Annotated in this window: 20 protein-coding genes and 1 riboswitch; of the genes, 6 read left to right on the top strand and 14 right to left on the bottom strand. The window is 62.8% G+C overall.

Translation table 11 applies throughout. The features are described 5' to 3' along the window. Positions 1-57 precede the first annotated feature (57 nt). The 7 genes from metE to ACYP01_RS02420 form a co-directional block, all read right to left on the bottom strand. Positions 58-2,322, bottom strand: coding sequence for a 5-methyltetrahydropteroyltriglutamate--homocysteine S-methyltransferase (gene metE, locus ACYP01_RS02450; protein ID WP_459678523.1), 2,265 nt, complete (start codon positions 2,320-2,322; stop codon positions 58-60). Positions 2,323-2,481: 159 nt separating this feature from the next. Further along, positions 2,482-2,706: riboswitch (cobalamin riboswitch) on the bottom strand. Positions 2,707-2,787: 81 nt separating this feature from the next. Next, on the bottom strand, positions 2,788-3,225 hold the full coding sequence (locus tag ACYP01_RS02445) for a helix-turn-helix domain-containing protein (protein WP_054825530.1): 438 nt from the start codon (positions 3,223-3,225) through the stop codon (positions 2,788-2,790). Between the two features lie 219 nt (positions 3,226-3,444). Continuing rightward, the gene (locus tag ACYP01_RS02440) at positions 3,445-4,074 is read right to left on the bottom strand and encodes a response regulator transcription factor (RefSeq protein WP_003940330.1); all 630 of its coding nucleotides are present in this window, start codon (positions 4,072-4,074) and stop codon (positions 3,445-3,447) included. Then, positions 4,071-5,195, bottom strand: a complete 1,125-nt coding sequence (locus tag ACYP01_RS02435; protein WP_054831249.1) for a sensor histidine kinase — start codon at positions 5,193-5,195, stop codon at positions 4,071-4,073. The genes ACYP01_RS02440 and ACYP01_RS02435 overlap by 4 nt, the downstream gene beginning before the upstream one ends. Then, positions 5,196-5,990 carry an ABC transporter permease gene (locus ACYP01_RS02430; protein ID WP_287484238.1) on the bottom strand — a complete coding sequence of 265 codons (795 nt, stop codon included), beginning with the start codon at positions 5,988-5,990 and terminating at the stop codon, positions 5,196-5,198. It abuts the gene before it with no gap. Beyond that, the gene (locus ACYP01_RS02425; RefSeq protein ID WP_003940598.1) at positions 5,990-6,946 is read right to left on the bottom strand and encodes an ABC transporter ATP-binding protein; all 957 of its coding nucleotides are present in this window, start codon (positions 6,944-6,946) and stop codon (positions 5,990-5,992) included. The genes ACYP01_RS02430 and ACYP01_RS02425 overlap by 1 nt, the downstream gene beginning before the upstream one ends. A 45-nt stretch (positions 6,947-6,991) precedes the next feature. Next, entirely contained in the window at positions 6,992-7,939 is a 948-nt protein-coding gene (locus ACYP01_RS02420) for an EamA family transporter (protein ID WP_065455278.1), read from the bottom strand. Positions 7,940-8,007: 68 nt separating this feature from the next. Here ACYP01_RS02420 and ACYP01_RS02415 point away from each other — a divergent pair, with 68 nt between their 5' ends. Together ACYP01_RS02415 and ACYP01_RS02410 are read left to right on the top strand one after the other, a co-directional pair. Continuing rightward, positions 8,008-8,553, top strand: coding sequence for a CGNR zinc finger domain-containing protein (locus ACYP01_RS02415; protein WP_459678518.1), 546 nt, complete (start codon positions 8,008-8,010; stop codon positions 8,551-8,553). A 113-nt stretch (positions 8,554-8,666) separates the two neighbouring features. Continuing rightward, a complete protein-coding gene (locus tag ACYP01_RS02410; protein WP_459678516.1) occupies positions 8,667-9,965 on the top strand; it encodes an NtaA/DmoA family FMN-dependent monooxygenase in 1,299 nt (432 codons plus the stop codon). Here the strand turns inward: ACYP01_RS02410 and ACYP01_RS02405 are convergent. Both ACYP01_RS02405 and pruA read right to left on the bottom strand, forming a co-directional pair. After that, positions 9,962-10,927 (bottom strand): proline dehydrogenase family protein, encoded by a 966-nt coding sequence (locus ACYP01_RS02405; protein WP_003940479.1) that lies wholly within the window; start codon positions 10,925-10,927, stop codon positions 9,962-9,964. The genes ACYP01_RS02410 and ACYP01_RS02405 overlap by 4 nt on opposite strands. Further along, on the bottom strand, positions 10,927-12,588 hold the full coding sequence (gene pruA, locus ACYP01_RS02400) for an L-glutamate gamma-semialdehyde dehydrogenase (protein ID WP_459678513.1): 1,662 nt from the start codon (positions 12,586-12,588) through the stop codon (positions 10,927-10,929). Before pruA ends, ACYP01_RS02405 begins: the two co-directional genes overlap by 1 nt. Positions 12,589-12,783: 195 nt before the next feature. Between pruA and ACYP01_RS02395 the strand changes: the two genes are divergently transcribed. The 3 genes from ACYP01_RS02395 to ACYP01_RS02385 are packed head-to-tail and all read left to right on the top strand — an operon-like array spanning position 12,784 to position 15,868. Continuing rightward, positions 12,784-14,454 (top strand): PucR family transcriptional regulator, encoded by a 1,671-nt coding sequence (locus ACYP01_RS02395; protein WP_459678510.1) that lies wholly within the window; start codon positions 12,784-12,786, stop codon positions 14,452-14,454. Then, positions 14,451-14,768 (top strand): nuclear transport factor 2 family protein, encoded by a 318-nt coding sequence (locus tag ACYP01_RS02390; RefSeq protein ID WP_007733586.1) that lies wholly within the window; start codon positions 14,451-14,453, stop codon positions 14,766-14,768. Before ACYP01_RS02395 ends, ACYP01_RS02390 begins: the two co-directional genes overlap by 4 nt. Continuing rightward, positions 14,768-15,868, top strand: a complete 1,101-nt coding sequence (locus tag ACYP01_RS02385) for a hypothetical protein (protein WP_064688104.1) — start codon at positions 14,768-14,770, stop codon at positions 15,866-15,868. Before ACYP01_RS02390 ends, ACYP01_RS02385 begins: the two co-directional genes overlap by 1 nt. An 11-nt stretch (positions 15,869-15,879) precedes the next feature. Here ACYP01_RS02385 and ACYP01_RS02380 read toward each other — a convergent pair whose 3' ends face one another. The 3 genes from ACYP01_RS02380 to ACYP01_RS02370 all read right to left on the bottom strand — a co-directional run bounded on the left by ACYP01_RS02380 (position 15,880) and on the right by ACYP01_RS02370 (position 17,883). Beyond that, the gene (locus ACYP01_RS02380) at positions 15,880-16,326 is read right to left on the bottom strand and encodes a DUF2752 domain-containing protein (RefSeq protein WP_003940294.1); all 447 of its coding nucleotides are present in this window, start codon (positions 16,324-16,326) and stop codon (positions 15,880-15,882) included. A 50-nt stretch (positions 16,327-16,376) separates the two neighbouring features. Further along, positions 16,377-16,667 (bottom strand): CD225/dispanin family protein, encoded by a 291-nt coding sequence (locus ACYP01_RS02375; RefSeq protein WP_459678505.1) that lies wholly within the window; start codon positions 16,665-16,667, stop codon positions 16,377-16,379. Between the two features lie 166 nt (positions 16,668-16,833). After that, complete coding sequence (locus tag ACYP01_RS02370; protein WP_459678503.1) at positions 16,834-17,883, bottom strand: ABC transporter substrate-binding protein; 1,050 nt, start codon at positions 17,881-17,883, stop codon at positions 16,834-16,836. Positions 17,884-18,256: 373 nt separating this feature from the next. Between ACYP01_RS02370 and ACYP01_RS02365 the strand changes: the two genes are divergently transcribed. Next, positions 18,257-19,345: a 3-deoxy-7-phosphoheptulonate synthase gene (locus ACYP01_RS02365; RefSeq protein ID WP_003940571.1), complete on the top strand. Its 1,089-nt coding sequence runs from the start codon at positions 18,257-18,259 to the stop codon at positions 19,343-19,345. A 54-nt stretch (positions 19,346-19,399) separates the two neighbouring features. On the opposite strand, the gene ACYP01_RS02360 is transcribed toward ACYP01_RS02365, so the two are convergent. Both ACYP01_RS02360 and ACYP01_RS02355 read right to left on the bottom strand, forming a co-directional pair. Beyond that, positions 19,400-20,203: a sugar phosphate isomerase/epimerase family protein gene (locus ACYP01_RS02360; protein WP_042921750.1), complete on the bottom strand. Its 804-nt coding sequence runs from the start codon at positions 20,201-20,203 to the stop codon at positions 19,400-19,402. Next, positions 20,200-20,620 (bottom strand): FAD-binding protein (locus tag ACYP01_RS02355; RefSeq protein WP_459678498.1); only part of this gene is annotated, 421 nt, incomplete at its 5' end. The genes ACYP01_RS02360 and ACYP01_RS02355, both read right to left, overlap by 4 nt.

The raw sequence follows: 20,620 nt of genomic DNA, 5'->3' as shown, positions 1-20,620 counted from the left end.
CCCCGTGCGCCTTTTTGGTAGTGCCCACTACCAAAAAGGCGCACCGGGGCTTTGCCCCTAAAGCTCCGCTCGTACCAACTTCGCGGCTTCGACGAGGTTACGCAGTGACGCCTCGACCTCGACGGAACCGCGGGTCTTCAAACCGCAGTCCGGGTTGACCCACAACCGCTCGACAGGAACAGCTTTGAGTGCCTCACGCAGGGATTCGGCAATCTCGTCGACGCTCGGCACCCGCGGCGAGTGGATGTCGTAGACACCCGGCCCGACGCCGAGGTCGAACCCGACCGAACTGAGATCGTCGAGGACCTCCATGTGTGAGCGCGCCGCCTCGATGGACGTGACGTCCGCGTCGAGGCCGGCGATGGCGCCGATCACCGCTCCGAACTCGGAGTAGCACAGGTGCGTGTGGATCGCGGTGGAATCCGCGACGCCCGAGGTAGCCAACCGGAAGGCGCCGACCGACCAGTCCAGGTAGGCGCGCTGATCCTCGGCACGCAGTGGGAGTAGTTCTCGTAGAGCCGGTTCGTCAACCTGGATGATTCCGATTCCGGCGGCCTGCAGGTCGACGGTCTCGTCTCGAATGGCCAGTGCGACTTGATTTGCCGAGTCGGCGAGGGGTTGGTCGTCGCGGACGAACGACCAGGCCAGAATGGTGACGGGTCCGGTGAGCATGCCCTTGACCGGCTTGTCGGTCAGCGACTGCGCGTACATGATCCAGTCGACGGTCATCTGTTTCGGGCGGGAGACGTCGCCGTACAGAATCGGCGGACGCACGCAGCGGGTGCCGTACGACTGGACCCAACCGTTGGCGGTGGCGAAGAATCCGTCCAACTGCTCCGCGAAGTACTGGACCATGTCGTTGCGTTCCGGCTCACCGTGAACAAGAACGTCCAGGTCCAGCTTTTCCTGGAGCGCAACAACTTCGGCAATTTCGGCGCGCATACGGTTGACGTACTCGGCTTCGTCGATCTCGCCCTTGCGCAGTGCTGCGCGAGCGATGCGGATCTTCGAGGTTTGCGGGTACGAACCGATTGTCGTCGTGGGCAGCGGCGGCAGAGAAAGCAGTTCGTCCTGGGCAGCGCGACGTTCGGCGGCGGGCGCGCGACCGGTCGCCGAGTTCAGCACGGCGGCCAGGCGTCCCCGAACACTCGCATCATTGAGTCTGCGATCGTCCTTGCGGGTCGACGCGGCCGCTCGTGCCAGAGCGAACTCGTCCTCCACCGACTCTCGGCCCTGTGTGAGAGCGGTTGCGAGAGTAACTACTTCCTTGACCTTCTCGGTGCCGAACGCGAGCCACGAGCGCAGGGCCTTGTCGACATCGGCTTCTGCGGCGAGAGTGTACGGAACGTGCAGCAGGGAGCACGATGTGGAGACGGCAAGAGTATCCACGCTGCCCAACAGAGCACCTAACGTGCTCAGTGCCGAATCCAGATCCGACCGCCAGATGTTTCGTCCGTCGACCACACCGGCGACGACCAGTTTGCGGGCGAGTTCGGGGACGGAGCCGATCGAATCCTGACCGGCCACCAGGTCGACGGCAAATCCTTCGACGCCGGTGGACGCAAGCGCGGGCAGCGCCTCACGCAGCGAACCGAAGTACGACGCCAACAGGATCGACGGCCGCTCGGACAGCGCTGAAAGCTGTTCGTACGCAGCGCGTGCCGCTTCGATTTCCTCGTCGGTGCGATCGCCCACGAGGGCCGGTTCGTCGAGCTGAACCCAGCTCGCACCGGCCTTCGCGAGCCGACCGAGTAGATCCGCGTAGAGGGGGAGTAGTTCGTCGAGTCGCGAGAGCAGCGGCTCGTCAGTGCCGACAGCCTTCGAGAGCAGCAGGAAGGTGACCGGTCCGATGACGACCGGGCGGGCTGCAATGCCGTCGGAAAGTGCTTCTGCCAGTTCGGACAAGACCTTGGACGGGTCGAGTGCGAACGTGGTGGACGGCGAGATCTCCGGCACCAGGTAGTGGTAGTTGGTGTCGAACCACTTCGTCATTTCGAGCGGCGCGATGGTGTCCGTCCCACGGGCAGCGGCAAAGTAGCGGTCCAACGGATCGGCGACCGACGCGACGCGGTCGGGCAGCGCGCCGAGAAGAACTGCGGTGTCGAGCATCTGGTCGTAGAAGGAGAAGGTATTGACCGGGACGGAGTCGAGGCCCAGGTCACGGAGGTCGGCCAAGCCCTGCCGACGGAGGTCACGGGCGACAGCCTGCAGGGCGTCGGCGTCGATGCGCCCTGCCCAGTAGCTTTCGGTTGCCCGCTTGAGTTCTCGATGAGGACCGATGCGCGGTGAGCCCAGCACGGTCGAAGTGAATGTTGTTGTCACGGAGTTTCTCCAGATTGCCAATGCATTGATGGCCACTGCCGGCAGACGGGTATACCTCACGAGACCCCGAGTTTCAGCGGGCAGCACTGCCCGCACCGCACACGAGGTCCGATGGAGATCTACACGCCCATTCCACGAGGCGGTGGACCGTCGGGCACGGCGTGCCCGACACAGTCGGCAGGTCTTCGGACTCGCGGGCACTCGATCGAGTTGGATCGAACCTACTGGCCGTCGCTTCCCAGGCGGATGCCCAGTGCACATGAACGGCGGTCGTTCCTGCTTACCGCTGCGGGACAGTCCCGGATTTTCACCGGGTTCCCTCTCACCCCGACAGCTTGCGCTGACGGAGCTTCGACGCCGGGACCGGTCTTCGGGGCTCCTCATGACCGTGCCGGGCGAACCAGCTGCATCGACCAGCATAAGGCCAACCCTCCCTGAGCAGTCAAGGAGAGTCGGCGAAGGGCGCTATGCGCGTGACATGTAGGAATTCGAGTCCGGTGGTACGCGCGGAAGATTTTCGGAGGAACGTAGATTCTCCGCCATTTCGACAAGCAGATCCTGTGAAGACGGTGAGAGGTCGACGACACGGGAGGTGAGGTTCCGCAGGCGCACGTTGTGCAGCTGTTCGAGGAGGGAGAGGTCTGCCTCGCCACCTGAGATCGCGGGCGGAGTGTGATCGGACGGGGCGTAGAAGTAGTCCGGATGGACGTTGAAGAAGTGGGCGAGGGCGGCAACCACTTCGGGTGACGGATTGGTTCGGACGCCGGTGCGCAGTTGCGACAGGTACGGCGTGGAGATACGGCAGCCGAACTCGGTCATGCCGCGAACGACCATCGCGTTGGTGACGTGAAAGTCGGCAGTCTCGAACAGCGAGTTCAAGCGTTCGTTGAACTGGTTCGACATGAGACGTCCCTTCCCCCGCTACGCACAGGCTCCGTCGATTCAATTAACTGCATCATAGCCAGGTATCGAACGATTAGCTGTTTCGGATTCTCGCGAAGCAGTCGTTTGCAGGGAAAATCCCTAGGGTAGAAGGTCCCTACTTTGAGTGATCTGGACAAATTGCCATCACGAATCGAACGGCGAACTATTTGCCGGGGAAGGCGATTCCAGACGCGCGGATCAGAGCCAGCCGTTCGACTCGGCGATTCTGACGGCTTCCGCGCGCGTCGACGCACCCGTCTTACCCATCGCGGATGACAGATGATTTCGAACCGTCCCTGCGGACAAAAAGAGCGCCCCTGCGATGGCTGCCACGGGTGCGCCGTCGTGAGCGGCGCGCAGTACTTGGGTCTCACGCTCCGTCAGAGGCGACTCGCCGCTGACGAGGCTGTCGGCCGCAAGGGTGGGATCGACGACGCGCAGTCCGGCGTGGACACGCCTGACTGCGTCGGCCAGCTGCCTGGCGGGGGTGTCCTTGACGACGAACCCGCCGGCCCCGGCGTGCAGGGCTTTGCGAAGAAATCCGGGACGTCCGAACGTGGTGACGATCAGGACTCGGGTGTCGGGTGCTGCCTCGCGAAGGGCCGCCGTCGCGGCGATTCCGTCCATGCCGGGCATCTCGACGTCCAGAAGCGCGACGTCCGGGCGGTGTTCGAGAACGGCGGACACCACCTCGTCGCCGCGACCGACCTCGGCCACCACGGACAGGTCGGATTCCAGATCGAGCAGCGCGGCCAAAGCTCCTCGCACGAGCGCCTGATCGTCCGCCAAGAGCAGCCGTATGGTTGCTCGATCGCCCTGGCTGTTCACTCTGTCTCCTGTTCGACTACCTGAAGTGCAAACCCCTGCGGCTGGGGATGAGTGATGATCACTCGTGCGCCCGACGCTCCGGCGCGCTCGCGCAATCCGATCAGACCGTTTCCGGAAGACGTCGACTCGGCCCCTCGTCCGTCGTCGACGACCGACGCACTATTTTCGTCGACCGTGATCCGGCAGTGGGTCGCACCGCTGTGTCGAACGACGTTGGTGACGCCCTCACGGATCGTCCATGCAAAGAGTTCCCGAAGACGCGTGGGAACCATGTCGGTACTGCTCGGCACCTCGTCCTCGATACCAGCCGCACGCAATGCCTCTCGCGCTCGGGCTATCTCGACGGGAAGAGAAATCCCACGAAATCCTTCGACGGCCGAGCGCACGTCTGCCAACGCGTCACGCGAAAGTCTTTCGAGGTCGTCGAGTTCGTTGCGCGCACGTTCGATATCGACATCGAGTAGGCGATTGGCCAGTTCGGCTTTGATCGTGATGACGGTCAGCGAGTGCCCGAGGATGTCGTGCAGATCGCGCGCCATCCTCGTTCGCTCCTCCATGATTGCCCGCTGCTCCTGCTCTTCGCGTTCATGGAGTATGGCGAAGTTGCGGCTGATCAGGGACATGATTCCCCAGGTCGCGAACGCGGCCGCGCAGACTCCGAGTGAGAGTCCGGAGTAGTTTCCCCATCCGGACGAGAGGCTGACTATCTCCACGGAGGCCGCGAACACCAAGGCGAGAATGCCGCCGGCGACGGTCGGCAACAGCGTCACCGCTGTCACCGCGAGGTACGGTGCTGCTGCCAAACCTGTCGGCCCGACGCTCACGATCATCACAGCGGCCAACGCGGTCAAGGCGGACAGAGCCAGTGCAGCTTCGCGAATCGTCGGCCGAGTCATCGTCATTCGACGCCGCTGCTGCGTTGTGGCGAAGGTGTAGAGGTAGAGGGCACTGAAGGCGATCGTCGCGAGAATCCCTGTCCAGCCGCGCAGTTCGTCGCGCAGATTCCATCCCTCGATCAGCGGCCCGCCGAGAAATACCATCCAGACCGCCGCGAAGAGAACGCCGAAACGATTCCGCCGCGGGAGCGCGACGGAATCTTCTCGGTCAGTCGTTTGCGACAACTACACACGCTCCGTATCTCGTTGGAACCGCCAGATCGCTCCGCCGGCGAAGATGGCGAACCACACCAGGATATTGACGATCCAGGTCCAGTGAATGCTATTGCCCGTCAACGGTGCGTGGGCGAGGGCGTTGATGCCGAACATCGGGGTGAACTGTGCGATGGTCGCCCATACGGAACCGTCGGTGAGTGGTACGAAGAGTCCGCCGCCGAATGCGAGCAGAGCCAGTCCCGGTCCGAGCAACTGCATGACGTTCTCACTGGGGAGTAGGTACCCCATGAACAGGCCGAAGGCCGCGAAGATCGACGATCCCAGCCAGGCGATCAATGCCGTTGTGAACCAGAGTGATCCGTCCATCTGCGCCGAGGTGAACGCGCCGACGACGTAGACCACGAGAATCGAGACGAGACCGAGCAGCATCGCCATGATCAGTTTGACGGCGATGTAGGCGACCGGGGTCAGGGGAGTCAGCCGAAGTTGTCGGCTCCACCCGGACGCTCGTTCGATCGAGACCATCGCGCCGCCGCTGGTGGTGGCCAGCATCGCGCCGTAGAGAGCCATGCTGATCATGATGTACGCGGCGACATTGCCGTGCCCGATCCCGTGGTCGTCGTCGCCTTGACCGAGACCGAAGACGAGGAAGAAGACAACCGGCATGACGAGCGTGAAGATCATCGTGCGCCGGTTGCGAGTCAGGCGACGAAATTCCAGTCGCAGTAGCGTCGTGTTGAATCCGCCGAGAGGTACGACGGTTCGCTCGGCTCCGTAAGTGTTCGCATCGGTTGCAGTGGTCATCACTTCTGTCCTTCGGAGTTGTTCGACGTGAGTGCGATGAATGCGTCTTCGAGGCCACGCGAGACGATTTCGAGATCGCGAGCCTGCGTATTGGTCAACAGGAACCGTGCAACGGCATCGGTGTCGCCCGAGTGCACGAGCAGCGACTCACCGCGCACCTCGACGGCGTCGGAGTTCGGTATGGCTCGCAGGAGTTCGTCGGTGATGCCTGGAACAGTCGCGCGCAGGGTGCGCCCGGACGCCATCGCCTTGACCTCGGCGGTGGTCCCGTCTGCGACCACGGTGCCTTGCCTGACCAGGATGATGCGGTCGGCGTAGACATCGGCCTCTTCGAGGTAGTGCGTCGCAAAAAGCACAGTGCGACCGTGATCTGCGTCGGCGCGGATGGCGGACCAAAAGTCCCGACGCCCTTCGACGTCCATGCCGGTGGTGGGCTCGTCGAGAATGAGCAATTGCGGGTTCGACAGCAACGCCATCGCAAATCGCAATCGCTGTTGTTGTCCGCCTGAGCATTTGCTGACCAGGCGATCGGAGATGTCGAGGATTCCGGCTCTCCCCAGCACTTCGTCGACCGGACGGGATTGGGAGTACAGGCTGGCGGTCAGCTGCACAGTCTCGGCAACCGTCAGCTCTTTCAGTAGTCCGCCGGTCTGCATGACTGCCGAGACGAGTCCGCGGGCAATCGCCGATCGAGGTGACATTCCGAAGACGCTCACCTCGCCTGACGTCGGCCGGGACAGGCCGAGGATCATGTCGATGGTTGTCGTCTTGCCTGCGCCGTTCGGGCCGAGGAACGCGACGATCTCGCCGGGGCGGATGCTCAGGTCGATACCTTTGACGGCGTCGACGGTTCCGAAACTCTTGCGAAGTCCGGTCAACCGGACGGCGTCGTGTGCCGATCCTTCAGTGAGTGTATGCAGTGCCTGTGGTGAATGCCGTGCCTGTGTTGAGGTCATACATAGAATCTGCTCGCTTCGAGGTCGTGATCCCTCGTCCGTCCGTCATTCTTCTGCCATGACATTTGTCATCGGGTCGGCCGGTATCTGTTTCGGTGCAACCTGACCGAGGCGCGCGAGGACCAACCCCGCGATGATTGCTGCGCCACCTACAGCTTGGAGTGCGGTGACGGATTCCCCGACCAGGATCCACGCGGCGACGACCGCGCACAGCACTTCGGTCAGCGCTACCAGAGACCCGATTGTCGGCCCCAGCAGTGTGATCGCGGCGATGCCGGTGAGATAGGCAATGACAGTGCTGACCAGGACCAGGACCACCACCGGCAGCCACACGTTCACCGAATGGTCTGCCACGACGGCGTTCGAGGCCGAGAAATGGAGGGGGAGGACGCCTACGAGTCCGAGCGCGCCGATGACCACTGCACTGACCGTGAGCCCCGATGCCGCGAGCACAACAGGATGGAGATCACCGTCCGCACGTTCGGAAATGACGAAATAGACTGCAAGGCATGCCGCGGCGGCCAGTCCCCAGGCGACTCCGACGGCACTGATCTCTGCCGATCCGAAGACGTCGATCACCACGGCGGCGCCGATCAAGGCCACCGCCGCACCGAGAAGCGTCTGCACGCTCGGACGCGCGCCCTTGGTTATCCACACCCACCCGATGACGATGATCGGTGCAAGGTACTCGAGAAGCAATGCGACGCCGACCGAAAGATGTTGCACGGCATTGAAGAAGCACAGTTGAACGCCCGAGATCGCGAACACCCCGTACAGCAGTACCGTTCGCGTGTGGGTGCTCACCTGTCGTAGGCGAGGCCATTGGGTGGCTACGGCGATCACCATCATCACCAGTGCGCCGCCGGCAACGCGCGCGAACACTGCGCCGCCGGGGGACCACCCTGATTCGATGAGAGATTTCGCGAACGGGCCCGATACGCCGAACGTTGCCGCGGACAGCAGAGCGAAGATCAAGCCGTTGCGAGAGTTCACGTCGTCACCCGTCAGGAGTAAAAGCGATTACGATGCTGACATTAGGTTGATACGGCTCAGGAGTCAAAGTGCATTTTGCTGGTGACACGGAATCGGCGCTCGTCTTCGCCGCGTCGTTGGTCAACACGGCCCGCGGCGGGGCCGAACTGCTTCCGGATCAAGAGGAGCTGACACGGTTTCTCGACGCGGATCGCTGGACCGGCAGGCGGGACGGCACACCGGAGGAATTGACGGCGGTTCGTGCGCTGCGTCCACGACTGCGAAAGTTCTGGGAAGCCGCGGGAGTGGACGACGCCGTCGAGGTGGTGAACACACTGCTACTCGAATCGGGCGCGAGGCCGCGGCTCACCAGGCACGACGACCTCGGCTGGCACCTGCACGTCACCGCTGACGATTCGCCTCTGGTGGACTGGATGGCCGCAGAAGCGGCGATGGGTGTGCTCGATCTGATCCGAACCGACGAATTCTCGAGGTTGCGATGGTGCGAGGCCCCGGACTGCGAAGCGGTCTTCGTGGATTTGTCGCGCAATCGGTCGAAGCGATACTGCGACACCGGGAACTGTGGGAACAGGGCGCACGTCGCCGCCTATCGTGCCCGTAAATCCGGGGCGTGACCAAGCGGCGTTCGGAGGGATAGAACCAGGCTGAGTGAATACCTTGTCGGGAGCCAGGATCGGTCTAGCGTTGTGAATTCGGAACAGATTTCGCGAAGCCAGGAGGATGGTCGGTGGCCGATCGTAGGCGTCCACTCAAGACGGTGACCGGTGTCAGCGGGGCGGTGAGTATCTACGACGCCGCGATCGATCCGACGACTTCGACGGTCGCGTCCGCGATCGACGTCGCAAAGACGGCCGAGGCGAACAAGATCGACGGACTGTTTGCCGCCGACCTGCTGAGTTTCGGTGCGCAGGGCGCGATCGGTGCGCAGGAGCCGTTGATCTTCCTTGCCGCGCTGAGTGCGGTCACCACCCATGTGGGGCTCATCGCCACCGTCACGACGACGTTTCATCACCCATTCAACCTGGCACGGTTGTTCGGCACCCTGGACCACGTCAGCAATGGTCGAGCCGCATGGAATGCCGTCACTTCCTCACTCGGAGAAGAGAACTACAGCGACCTGGACCTACCGAGTCCGGAGGAGCGGTACGCCCGAGCGGCCGAATCGCTCGAGGTGGTCAACGCGCTCTTCGACAGCTGGAAGCCCGGCGCCTTGATCCGGGGAGAGGGCTCTGCGGTGCTAGATCCGTCGAGGGTGGTCCCCATCGAGCACCGAGGCAAGTACTTCACCGTGCAGGGGCCGTTGAACATTCCATCCCTGCCGCAGCGTCGTCCGGTCCAATTCCAGGCAGGCCAATCTGCCGGAGGTATCGAACTGGGTGCTCGCTTCGCGGAGGTCGTATTCACTTCTCTCGCAACCTTCGAGGACGCGGTCACCTACACGAAGACGATCCGCGCCAGGGCGGCAGAGTTGGGGCGTGGGGACGAACTGCCACTGATTTTCAGCTCGTTCCACGCAACGTACGGCGCTACCGAAGCCGAAGTCGAACGATTGGTCAGAGAAGCCGAGGAATCGACGGACTTCGACGCCGGACGCACCAGGCTTGCCGACATGTTCGGCGGCGGCGTGGATTTCTCGGAATTGCCGCTGGATCGGCCGATCCCGGAGTCGTTGTTGCCGGACCCGTCGTCGGTGAATCGACGACGGGGCCGGGTCGAGATCTTCGGCAAGCTCGCATCACAAGGAAAGACTCTGCGTGAGTTGATCATCGCGTCCAAGGACACCGGCCACTGGGCAGCGGCGGGCACCCCGGAACAGCTCGCGGACGCGATCGAGGAACGATACGACGCGGGCGTACTCGACGTCATCACGCTCGGTGACCTTGCCGATCCGCGTACACGCGATTTCGTCACGAACGGGCTGCTGCCGGAGCTGCGCAAGCGCGGAATCGTGGGATCCGACTACGTCGGCGGTACCTTTCGCGAAAACCTCGAGTTGCCACCGCTGCCAACGGTTTCCGGTGTCTAGTTGTTGGAAGCGAGTGAGCGCATGAAGAACATGAGGTTGGCCGGTCTTTCCGCGAGGCGACGCATGAAGTAGCCGTACCACTGGCTGCCGTAGGGAACGTAGACCCGCAGGTGATTGCCTTCGGCTACCAATCTGCGTTGTTCGCCGTCGCGGATGCCGAAGAGCATCTGGAACTCGAAATCCGCGGCTGTCCGCTCGGTCAGTGTGGCGAGTCCGAGGGCGGCGTCGATCATGGTGGGATCGTGGGAGGCCACCATCGGGTATCCGTCACCTTCCATCAAGACCTTCAGGCAACGCACGTACGACGCGTCGACTTCGGCGGCCTTTTGGAACGCGACGCCGGCCGGTTCCTTGTATGCACCCTTGCACAGCCGAATTCGTGAACCTGATCCGGAGAAGTGCCGGCAGTCGGCCTCGGTGCGGTGTAGATACGCCTGCAGGACCGTACCGAGCGTCGGGAAGTCGCGGCGCAACTCTTCGACGATGGACAGTGTCGAGTCGGTGGTGGTGTGATCCTCCGCGTCGACGGTGACCCACGCGCCCACTTCGTCTGCCGCTGTGACGATTCGGTGAGCGTTCGCCAGGGCGATCTTCTCGCCGTCACCGGGAAGTGACTGCCCCAACGCGGAGAGCTTGAGCGAAACCTCCAGGGAGTGTTGCGTCCCGGCAATCTCGGAAAGCGTTGCGTACGAGCGGAGAAGGGAGAGATAGGCGTCGACGGTAGCTGTTGCCTGAGCCGGATCGGTAGTGTCCTCGCCGAGGTAGTCGACCGTCACGAACCGGCCACTGGTGAGGATGTCGCGCACCGCTGACATCGCTGCGGGTTCCGCGTCCCCGGCGACGAACCTGTCTACAAGCTTGCGGGTCAAGGTCATCCCGGAGACTGTCTTCTCCAGTCGCGACGAGCGTGCCGCCGCGAGGAGCACCGGGCGCAGTGGGTTGCTCAGCGAGACGGCACTCATCAACGGTTCTCGCTCTCGGCTGGATCGACGTCCTGGTGGGGGTAACGATGATCGGTGGGAGGAACGAAGGTTTCCTTGACGGTGCGTGTCGACGCCCAACGGAGCAGATTCTGCGGCGAACCGGCCTTGTCGTTGGTACCGGAAGCCCGCGCACCTCCGAAGGGTTGTTGTCCGACAACCGCTCCCGTCGGCTTGTCGTTGACGTAGAAGTTTCCGGCGGCGAACCGCAGACCATGATGAGCTTGATCGACGGCCGCACGGTCGGTGGCGATCACGGCGCCGGTCAGGGCGTAAGCGGATCCGCTGTCGACGCGCGCGAGGATGTCGGCGTAGGCATTCGGTGCGGCGTCGTCGTAGACGTGAAGCGAAAGGATGGGACCGAAGTACTCGGTGCTGAAGGCTTCGTCGCTCGGGTCGTCACCGAGTAGGACCGTCGGTGAGATGAAGAATCCTTCACGGTCGTCGTAGTCGCCGCCTGCTGCGATGGTGAGGCTGCTGGTCGACTTGGCGCGGACGATCGCGGCGGCGTTTCGGTCGAACGAACGTTGGTCGATGACGGCGCCGCCGAAGTTCGTCAGGTCGGTGACGTCTCCGTACTTCAGCGACGACACAGTGTCGATGAACGTGTCGCCCATCTTGGCCCACACCGACTTCGGGATGAACGCCCGTGATGCGGCCGAACATTTCTGGCCCTGGTAGTCGAAGGCCCCGCGAATCAATGCCGTCGTGAGTACGTCCGGGTCAGCGGAACTGTGTGCGAGTACAAAATCCTTGCCGCCGGTTTCGCCGACGAGACGCGGATACGTCCGGTAGTTCGAGATGTTGGCTCCGACCTCACGCCACAAACGCTGGAACGTTGCGGTGGATCCGGTGAAGTGGATACCCGCCAGTCGGGGGTCGGCAAGCGCGACCTCGGACACCAAGGGGCCGTCGCCGAGAACAAGATTGATCACCCCGGGCGGGAGACCGGCAGCTTCGAGTAGTTGCATCGTCAGGTACGCCGCGACGGCCTGCGTGGGTGACGGCTTCCAGATCACGGTGTTGCCCATCAGGGCCGGTGCTGTGGGGAGATTTCCGGCGATGGCGGTGAAATTGAAGGGAGTGATCGCGTAGACGAAACCTTCGAGTGGACGATATTCGACGCGATTCCACACTCCCGGAGCGGAAACGGGTTGGTCGGCGAGTATCTGACGTGCGAACGCGACGTTGAAACGCCAGAAGTCGATCAGTTCGCAGGGCGCGTCGATCTCGGCCTGGTATGCGGTCTTCGACTGGCCGAGCATTGTTGCGGCGGCGATGGTTTCGCGCCACGGGCCGGAAAGTAGATCGGCGGCGCGGAGGAAGACCGCAGCGCGGTCGTCGAACGAGAGGTCGCGCCAGGCCGGGGCGGCGAGTGTAGCGGCGTCGATGGCATCACGAACATCCGAGTGCGTTGCGCCCGCAAACGATCCGATGACCGAGCTGTGACGGTGTGGTTGAACTACGTTCTGTCGCTTACCTTCCGCAGTTCGGTGGATGCCGCCGATGACCTGCCTGATGTCGGTCGGCGATTCGGCCAGTTCGGTCAGTTTCGTACGGAGGCGCGATCGTTCCGGGCTTCCCGGCGCGTAATTGTTCACCGGTTCGTTGGCTGGGTGGGGGACATTGGTAACGGCGTCCATGACGATCCTTCGGCAGACTCAGGAGTGGGCAGTTGTCGTGTCGTGAACCAGTCAAGTCGAAAGACGTCGGCGAGTAATCCGCTGAGCGGCCAAACATCGGTGTCCGTGTTTGTCCGATCGGCTGAACCGTTTTCGCAGGAAAATGCACTATTCTCGAAGTTGAGGCGTTGCGACGGTCCGGAGAGTGGGTGGTACGTGTCTATCCGTGGGGTCAGGCTCGACGCGGTCCTTCGGGCGCTGGGCGGAGCTTTTGTCGAGCTCGTCCTCGCGCCGTCAGGTGATGACGCCTTCGTCGACTCCGTGGTGTTCGCAGAGGTCGGGGACCTCACGCGGCCCAGAACCGCGGCCGTCGAATCCTCTGAGGTCTGGCTCGCTGTCGGTATCGGCGCAGCCGAATTGGCGGCCTGGCTGAACCGCCTCGATCAGAAGGGATCAGCGCCTCGGGCCGTCATGTCGAAGGAGGCCTCGGACACGTCGGTGCGTGCGGCGGCACAGCGCGCCGGAATCGCCTTGATAGCGGTCCATCCGGATGCTCGTTGGGATCGATTGTTCACGACCATCCGGGGCGTGCTCGATCATTCGGTGTCCCGACAGGATTCGGACGACATCGTATTCGGTAGTGACACAGACTTGTTCGAGCTGGCGCAGAACGTCGCCGCAATCACGCGGGGGATGGTCAGCATCGAGGACGAGCATTCCCACGTCTTGGCCTATTCGGCATCGGGAGATGCTGCGGACGAGCTACGTCGGCAATCAATCCTCGGCCGCGAAGGACCTCGCGAATACCTCAGAAAGCTACAGGAGTGGGGCGTCTTCGAGAGCCTGCGGCGAAGCGACGACGTAGTGGAGGTGCCCGCTCACGAAGACCTTGCGATCAGGCGACGGTTGGTGGTTCCGATTCGGAGAATATCCGACAATGTCAAGGGGGAGAGCGGTTTCAGCTCTGATCTTCTCGGCACGATCTGGGTGCAGGAAGGCCCGGTTCCCATTGCCGGCGATGCCGACAGCGTGCTCCGCGGTGCCGCGGCCGTTGCTGCTCGGCTGATTTCGCGCATCCGAGACGCGCCGAGTAACGAGGCGATACAGATTCAGCGGTTGCTCGGGGTTCGCGGCGGCGGTGTCGACGTTCCTTCGCTCGCGGCCTCGTTGACCATCCCGATGTCCGGACCGGCGATGGTGGTCGGAGTGGCGAGTATCGGAAACGGTGGGCTGCCGTCTTCGGGCGAACTCGTGTCGTCTTTGCGACTGCACGCCAGCGCCTTTCAGCGTGAATCGCTGGTGAGTGCCGTCGGCACCCGGATCTATGTGCTGTTTCCGCGAACCCAATCCGTGAAATCCACAGTCTCGTGGACCCGCGAAGTTGTCGCGCGTTTGGACAAGGTGTCGCCTTCGGGGCTACGGGCCGCGGTCTCGTCGCCGGTTTCGACGCTTGCGGAGGTGGCCCAGGCTCGGGCCGAAGTGGATCGGGTCTTGGACGGAACGTCGGGGGATGTTCGTGTGACCACCCTCGCGGACTCGCGCACACCGGTGCTGCTGGGCGAAATCATGGACACCATTGCGGCCGACGAGCAACTGCACGATCCGAGAGTCGACGCCCTGGACGTCTACGACAGACGCAACGGGTCGAACATGCGCGAAAGCATCTCCGTTTATCTCGCACATTCGGGCGATGTCCGACGTGCATCCGAGCAGCTTCGGATTCACCCGAACACCCTCAGGTATCGGATCAAGAGGGTCGAGGAGATCACGGATACCGACCTCTCCGAGCCGTCGGCCAGGCTGTTGATGGAGATTCAGTTGGCGGCGTCTGCTCGGGCAGTGAGTTCGCCGAACCTGTCGGACCCCAGCAGTACTCTTCGCGAATGATCGACTCAGCGAAGGTGCCAGGCGCAGCGCGCGCGTATTTCGACGGCGGCGACGTCCGCGGCGTTTTCACCGAAGACGCAGTGGTTCGTGACGACGGCCGGACGTATGTCGGGATCGAAGAAATCGTGGCGTGGAAGTCCGCCGTGTCGACGGCGTTCACCTTCACCCAGAAGATCGAGTCGGTCAACACCCCAGGCTCGGCCGTTGTCGTGTCGGTGAAGGTCGAGGGTGATTTTCCCGGAAGCCCCGTCCAGTTACATCACCATTTCACTCTCGACGGTGATCGGATTTCCGCTCTCACGGTGTGCCCCTGATGCCCACCGCTGACGAACTGCTCGGGAAATCCGTCGTCGCCGATCTGGCAGGCTGCCTCGAGCGAGCCTCCGGTCACACACGCCTCGCCCTCGTTCGGGGTAGTACATCCGAATTCGACGGTATGAGTCTCGGCGAGCGTACGCGCGTTGTGCGGGACGCGATGACTGCCGAACTGCCTCAGGATCTTCCGGCCTTCGCCGAGATCATCCGCCGTGCGCTTTCAGAAGAGACCTTCACCGGTTGGATGATCTGGCCGGTGACCGAAGCCGTCGCCGTCACGGCGACACGAAGTGGCTCCGAGTCGGATTTCGACGAGGGAATGGCTCTGCTTGCCGAGTTGACGTCGCGTCTGACGGCCGAATTCGCAATTCGCACATTTCTCGAAACGAACCTTGACCGTTCGCTGGCGATCGCACTCACCTGGACCGGCCATGAAGACGAACACGTCCGGCGCTTGGCGACCGAAGGCACTCGTACTCGTTTGCCCTGGGGAAGACGAGTGAAAGAATTGACGGCGCGTCCCGAGTCGACAATCGTCATTCTCGACGAGCTGTATCGGGATGATTCGGAATATGTACGACGTTCGGTCGCAAACCATCTCAACGATCTCAGTCGTGCTGACGCTGCGCTCGCAGTATCGACTGCGAAGCGTTGGCTGCAGACACCGGATGCCAACACACTGAAAATCGTCAAACATGCATTGCGGACGTTGATCAAGGCCGGCGATCCCGATGCTCTGTCCCTCTTGGGGTTCTCGCCGCCCACCGACGTCGTGGTCGAGGGGTTCGTCATCGACCGCGAAACAGTTGATGCGGGTGGAGAACTCACCTTCGACTTCGCCGTCACGAACAATGGCAGCGAGTCCGTCACCGTCGTGATCGATTACATCGTCCACCACGTGAAGGCCAACGGGCAGACGACGCCCAAGGTCTTCAAACTGACAACACGAACGCTGGAACCCGGGGTGCCGGCCCGTATCGCGAAGAGGCATTCCTTCAAACCGATCAGCACCCGGAAGTACTACGCCGGCGAACATGCCGTCGAGGTGCAGATCAACGGCGTACGCCAGGTGCGAGGTGTATTCCGTTTGGACGCGTGAGGAGATCCGGCCTAGACGCGGAGACCGGCAAATATCGGGATCGGGGCTATGCGGACCGTCGTCCAGATCAACACGAGTGTCAAGATCACAGCCGGTGACCAGCGCAACTGATGCCAGAGCACGACGGGTCTTCCACGGGTGCGGGCGGTCGTCCACGAGACGTACGTGAACGCCAGTGCAAGCAGCATCACGAGGCCAAAGGCATTGAAACGCATCGCTGCACCGAAATCGCCGTGGATGAGGCTGTACACCATCCGAGTGCTACCGCAACCGGGACAATTGACGTTGAACAGCGCTTTGGTCGGACAAACGGGAATGACCCCACCAGGTGTGGTGGGGTCACTCCAGGAGATGAAGGCGCACAGCGCAATTGCCGTGAACGCAACTGCCGCTGGCGCCTTCAGTGCGGCGAGTCGTGATATGTCATCGTTCTCGGTGTCACCACAATTCGGTGTCATTGCAGTTCGGTGTTTGGCCGTCGATCAGTGTCGCCGGTCGGCGTCGGCGGTCACAGGGAACTCGATCCGGCTAGGACGACGACAAAAAGGAAGTACAGAACAGCGACGGCAACACCTGCGCCGACTGACCACAAGGCGAACTTCTTGGCATCTTCAGCTGATTTTCGCGCAGCGTCGAACTGACCTTGCGCCCACAAAGTGTTGACCTGGCTTGATTTGACGATCGAGACGATGCCGAGCGGGAGGCAGCAGAACACTGTCACGAGAATCGCCCAGACCAGATTGTTGTCCGGCGGAGGGCCGACCGGTTGTTGCTGGCCGTAGTACGGGTTCTGCGTCATTGGTCACCTAGCGTTCGGAGAAACAGGGCGTTCGGAGAAACACCCTCTGACGTGCGAAGAGCACGGGCAGGTGACAACATAATCCGTTTCCGAGTGAGTCAGTATCGACTGTTCGTATGACAGAGAATCCGGTTGATTTCTGATTCGGAAGGCGATCCCGAAGACGTCAGCGCATGACCTGTACCTGCTCGGCGATGTCAGCGGCCAGGGCCATCGCAGTCAGAGCGAGGCCGTTGTTGAGGTCGTATCGCAGATGCCCGACATGGCCGTCCTGGACAGCGCGGACTCGTTTCCACGTGGGCGACTCGGCTTCCACAGCGTCGGGGTTCTGTAGCAAGACGAAGTCGGCCTGGTCGAAGATCGCAAGCTCCTCGAGGCTGTAGAAAGTCGAATCCTTCCGATCAGGTGCGGCATGGGCAGCGTCGGTCAAGACGTTCAAGCCGAGGTCCTGCGCAACCGAGACGGCGAACGTGTTGTTCTGCAGCCAGATCTGACCGCTGTCTGCGCCGGCGATCGCAATCGCCTTGCCTTCGAGGAGACCACCGATCTTGGCCCGCGCTTGTGCAAGTTCGGCGTTGTATCGGGCGATGACGCGTTCGGCGACTTCGCGGCGATCGAGAGCCGTGAGCTGCGCGGTCATGGCCTGCTTCCACGACGAGCCCGTCGTGCCCTCGTCGACGACGAGCACCGGTGCGATGTCAGTGCCGAGCAGGCCCTTGTCCTGGTAGTAATTCCACCAGCCTTTCCCGACGACCAAAAGATCGGGGTCGTGGCTCAGTATCGATTCGGCATTCGGTTCGTTGTTCGTCCCACCGAGGCGAGCCGCGCCGGCGGGTACCTGGCGCATGAGTTGAGACTTCGGATCCCAATTGGTCGCGACGATCGGGTACTCGGCAAGTAGTGCAAAATCGAGGGCGCCTCGAGCTTCGAGCACCACGACGCGCTTGGGGTCCCGCGGGAGGCGGTAGGCCTGGTCCGCGACGACGATGTCGACCCACTCGTCGGAGGCTTCGGTGCCGCTGGATTCGCCCGAACATGCAGAGAGTGCGCCTAGTGCACCGAGCGCCGCCGCACCGGCCAGGAATCCGCGTCGTGTCAAGGAATCGATCAGACGGGTGAACTCGCCGTCCACATCTCTTGTCGACTGCAAGGGGGTATCGGTCGCAAAAGGGGACATCGTCGGGTGGAAGGTTTCGGTCGATTCGATCACAGGCATGAGAAGGCGTAGCTCCATCTGATGTTCCGGGCATTGGCAGGTGCCTGACCAACGTATTCGAATTCCGTAGCCGCAGCCTTGCTCGAAAGCGTCAATCGCTCAGCGGATTTGGCCATTCGTCACGGGCTCGTGCCACGGGACTCTCCCCTCGGATTCGGCTCGTTGTGGAGGGGCGCGCCCATCTGATCCGAACTCGAGGTATCGTGGCCGACATGCAGCGCGTCTATTTCTGGTTTAGCAGGCCGGCCCCGGGTGGGCCTGCCGGCGTAACCACGCGCTGACAACCTCCACCCAAGAGCCGGACTACAGACCGGCTCGCTGGAGTTTCTCTTCATCTCTGGGGTCGGCCTGAGAACAGGAAACCGAAAACCCCATGACTGTCACCATCGACACCACCGCAGCTTCGGACAGCCTCGACGATCAGCGCACTGTGAGTATCAGTCCTCTCGTGTCACCGGCGACTGTTCGTGCTCAGCACGCTCCGGACGAAGTCGCGGCCGCCACTGTGCGCACCGGTCGGGCCGACACCATCAACATCCTCAACGGTGACGACGATCGTTTGATCGTCGTAGTCGGTCCGTGCTCTGTGCACGATCCGGAAGCGGCGATGGACTACGCCCGCCGGTTGGCCGCCAAGGCCGAAGAACTGCGGGACGATCTGCACATCGTCATGCGCGTCTACTTCGAAAAGCCGCGCACCACACTCGGGTGGAAGGGCCTGCTCAACGACCCCCACCTCGACGGCACGTTCGACATCAACACCGGGCTCGGTATCGGCCGCAAGTTGCTTCTCGACGTGTCGAGCCTGGGCCTGCCTGTCGGCTGCGAGTTCCTTGATCCGATCATGCCTCAGTACATTGCCGACCTGGTCAGCTACGGTGCGATCGGCGCCCGGACCGCCGCCAGTCAGGTTCACCGTCAGCTGTGCAGCGCGCTGTCCATGCCCGTCGGTATCAAGAACTCCACCGAAGGCGACGTACAGGTAGCCGTCGACGGCACCCGCGCCGCGGCAGCGAGCCACGTGTTCCCCGGAACGGACCTCGACGGCCAGGCTGCCTTGATCCGTACCGCGGGCAACCCCGACTGCCATGTCATTCTTCGTGGTGGTAGCGACGGACCGAACTACGATGCCGAGACAGTCGCGGACACCCTTGCCCGCCTGCGTAAGTCGAACCTGCCCGAGCGCGTGGTCATCGACGCGAGCCACGGTAACAGCAGCAAGGACCATGAGCGTCAGGTCATCGTGCTCGACGACATTGCCCGACGTCTGACCGAGGGCGAGCAGGGAATCGCCGGCGTCATGTTGGAGAGTTTCATCGAGGCCGGCCGTCAGGACCTGACCTTGGGCAAGGCGGACGAGCTCACCTACGGCCAGTCGATCACCGACGCGTGCATCGACTGGTCCACCACCGCAGCGCAGTTGGACCGTCTGGCGCAGGCCGTTGCGGCTCGGAGGGGCTGACGCCCCCGTGCGCCTTTTTGGTAGCGCCAACTACCAAAAAGGCGCACAGGGCCGCTAGGCCAACACTTCTCGCGTGGCCTCGACCAGGCGTTCCAGCCAGGCATCCGTGCCGACGGCCTGACGCAGCGGCTCGTTGGGCAATTCGATGCTGACCGGCAGTCCGGCAGGCAAAGTCGACCAGATGTCGGCCAGGGCTATGCCGCCGGTGCCGGGCACCAGACGCTCCTCGCGGGCCTGACGGATCAGCTCTGCGTCCCCAGTGGGAGCGGGGGTCGAACCGTCGCACATCTGGGCGTAGTGCAACCACTCGCGCGGGATGGACGCAAGATCCTCGAGCGTTGTCGCCGAGCGGTCGGTGTGCAATGCGTCGACGAGGACACTACGAGCCGGACCGTCTGCCGCCGAGACGATCTCGATGGCCGCACGCGCATCGGGCACCGCAGTCCACGGCATGAATTCGAGCGAAGCGACGATGCCGTAGTTCGCGCACAGTTCAGCGAGGCGGGCATAGGAGTCCGTGAGCCGAGCGCGGTCGCGGTCGTCGCCGCCCACCAGAACGGCTTTGGCTCCGAGCTGTGCTCCGGCTTCGAGCAGCGGAACGTAGTCGGTGGGGTCGAAGTCGGCTGCAAGACGGATGATTTCGAGGTCGAATACCTCGACCGGTGAATCGCCCAGTCGACGCACCAGTTCGTCCAACGACTGCTTGTCCTCGTGCAGAGGGTAGGCCGTCGTACCTGGTGCCGCGGGCATCAGACGGATACCGATGGTGTCGAAGCCGTGCTTTTCAGCCAAGGCGACGTGCTGCATCGGTGCGGTGTCGAGCACTGTGAGGGCTGCCAGTCCGAGTGAGAGTGTCATGCGTGCGCTCCAACTGTCTTGGCTCCGGCCAGTTCCCGGCCGGCCAGGTAACCGAATGTCATGGCCGGTCCGAGGTTGATGCCCCCGGACGGGTAGTGCCCGCCCATCACGCTCGCCTGATCGACGCCGACGGCGAGCAACCCCTCGATGGGGCGGTCGTTGTCATCGAGAACCTGCGACGACGAGTCCGTGACCAGTCCGGCGAAGGTGCCGAAACTCCCTGGCACGACTTTCACCGCGTAGTACGGACCCTTCTGCAAGGGCGCGAGCGACGGGTTCGGCCACGGATTGGAAGCATCTCCGGAACCTCGGTTGAACGGTGTTGTACCGCGACCGAACTCGGGGTCTTCACCGGCCACGGCCCCGATATTGAAAGCTGCGACGGTTTTCTCCAACTGCACGGGGTCGACGCCGATC

It is taken from the genome of Rhodococcus sp. no. 34 (assembly GCF_054589475.1).
This window is presented reverse-complemented; position numbering and strand designations above follow the sequence as displayed.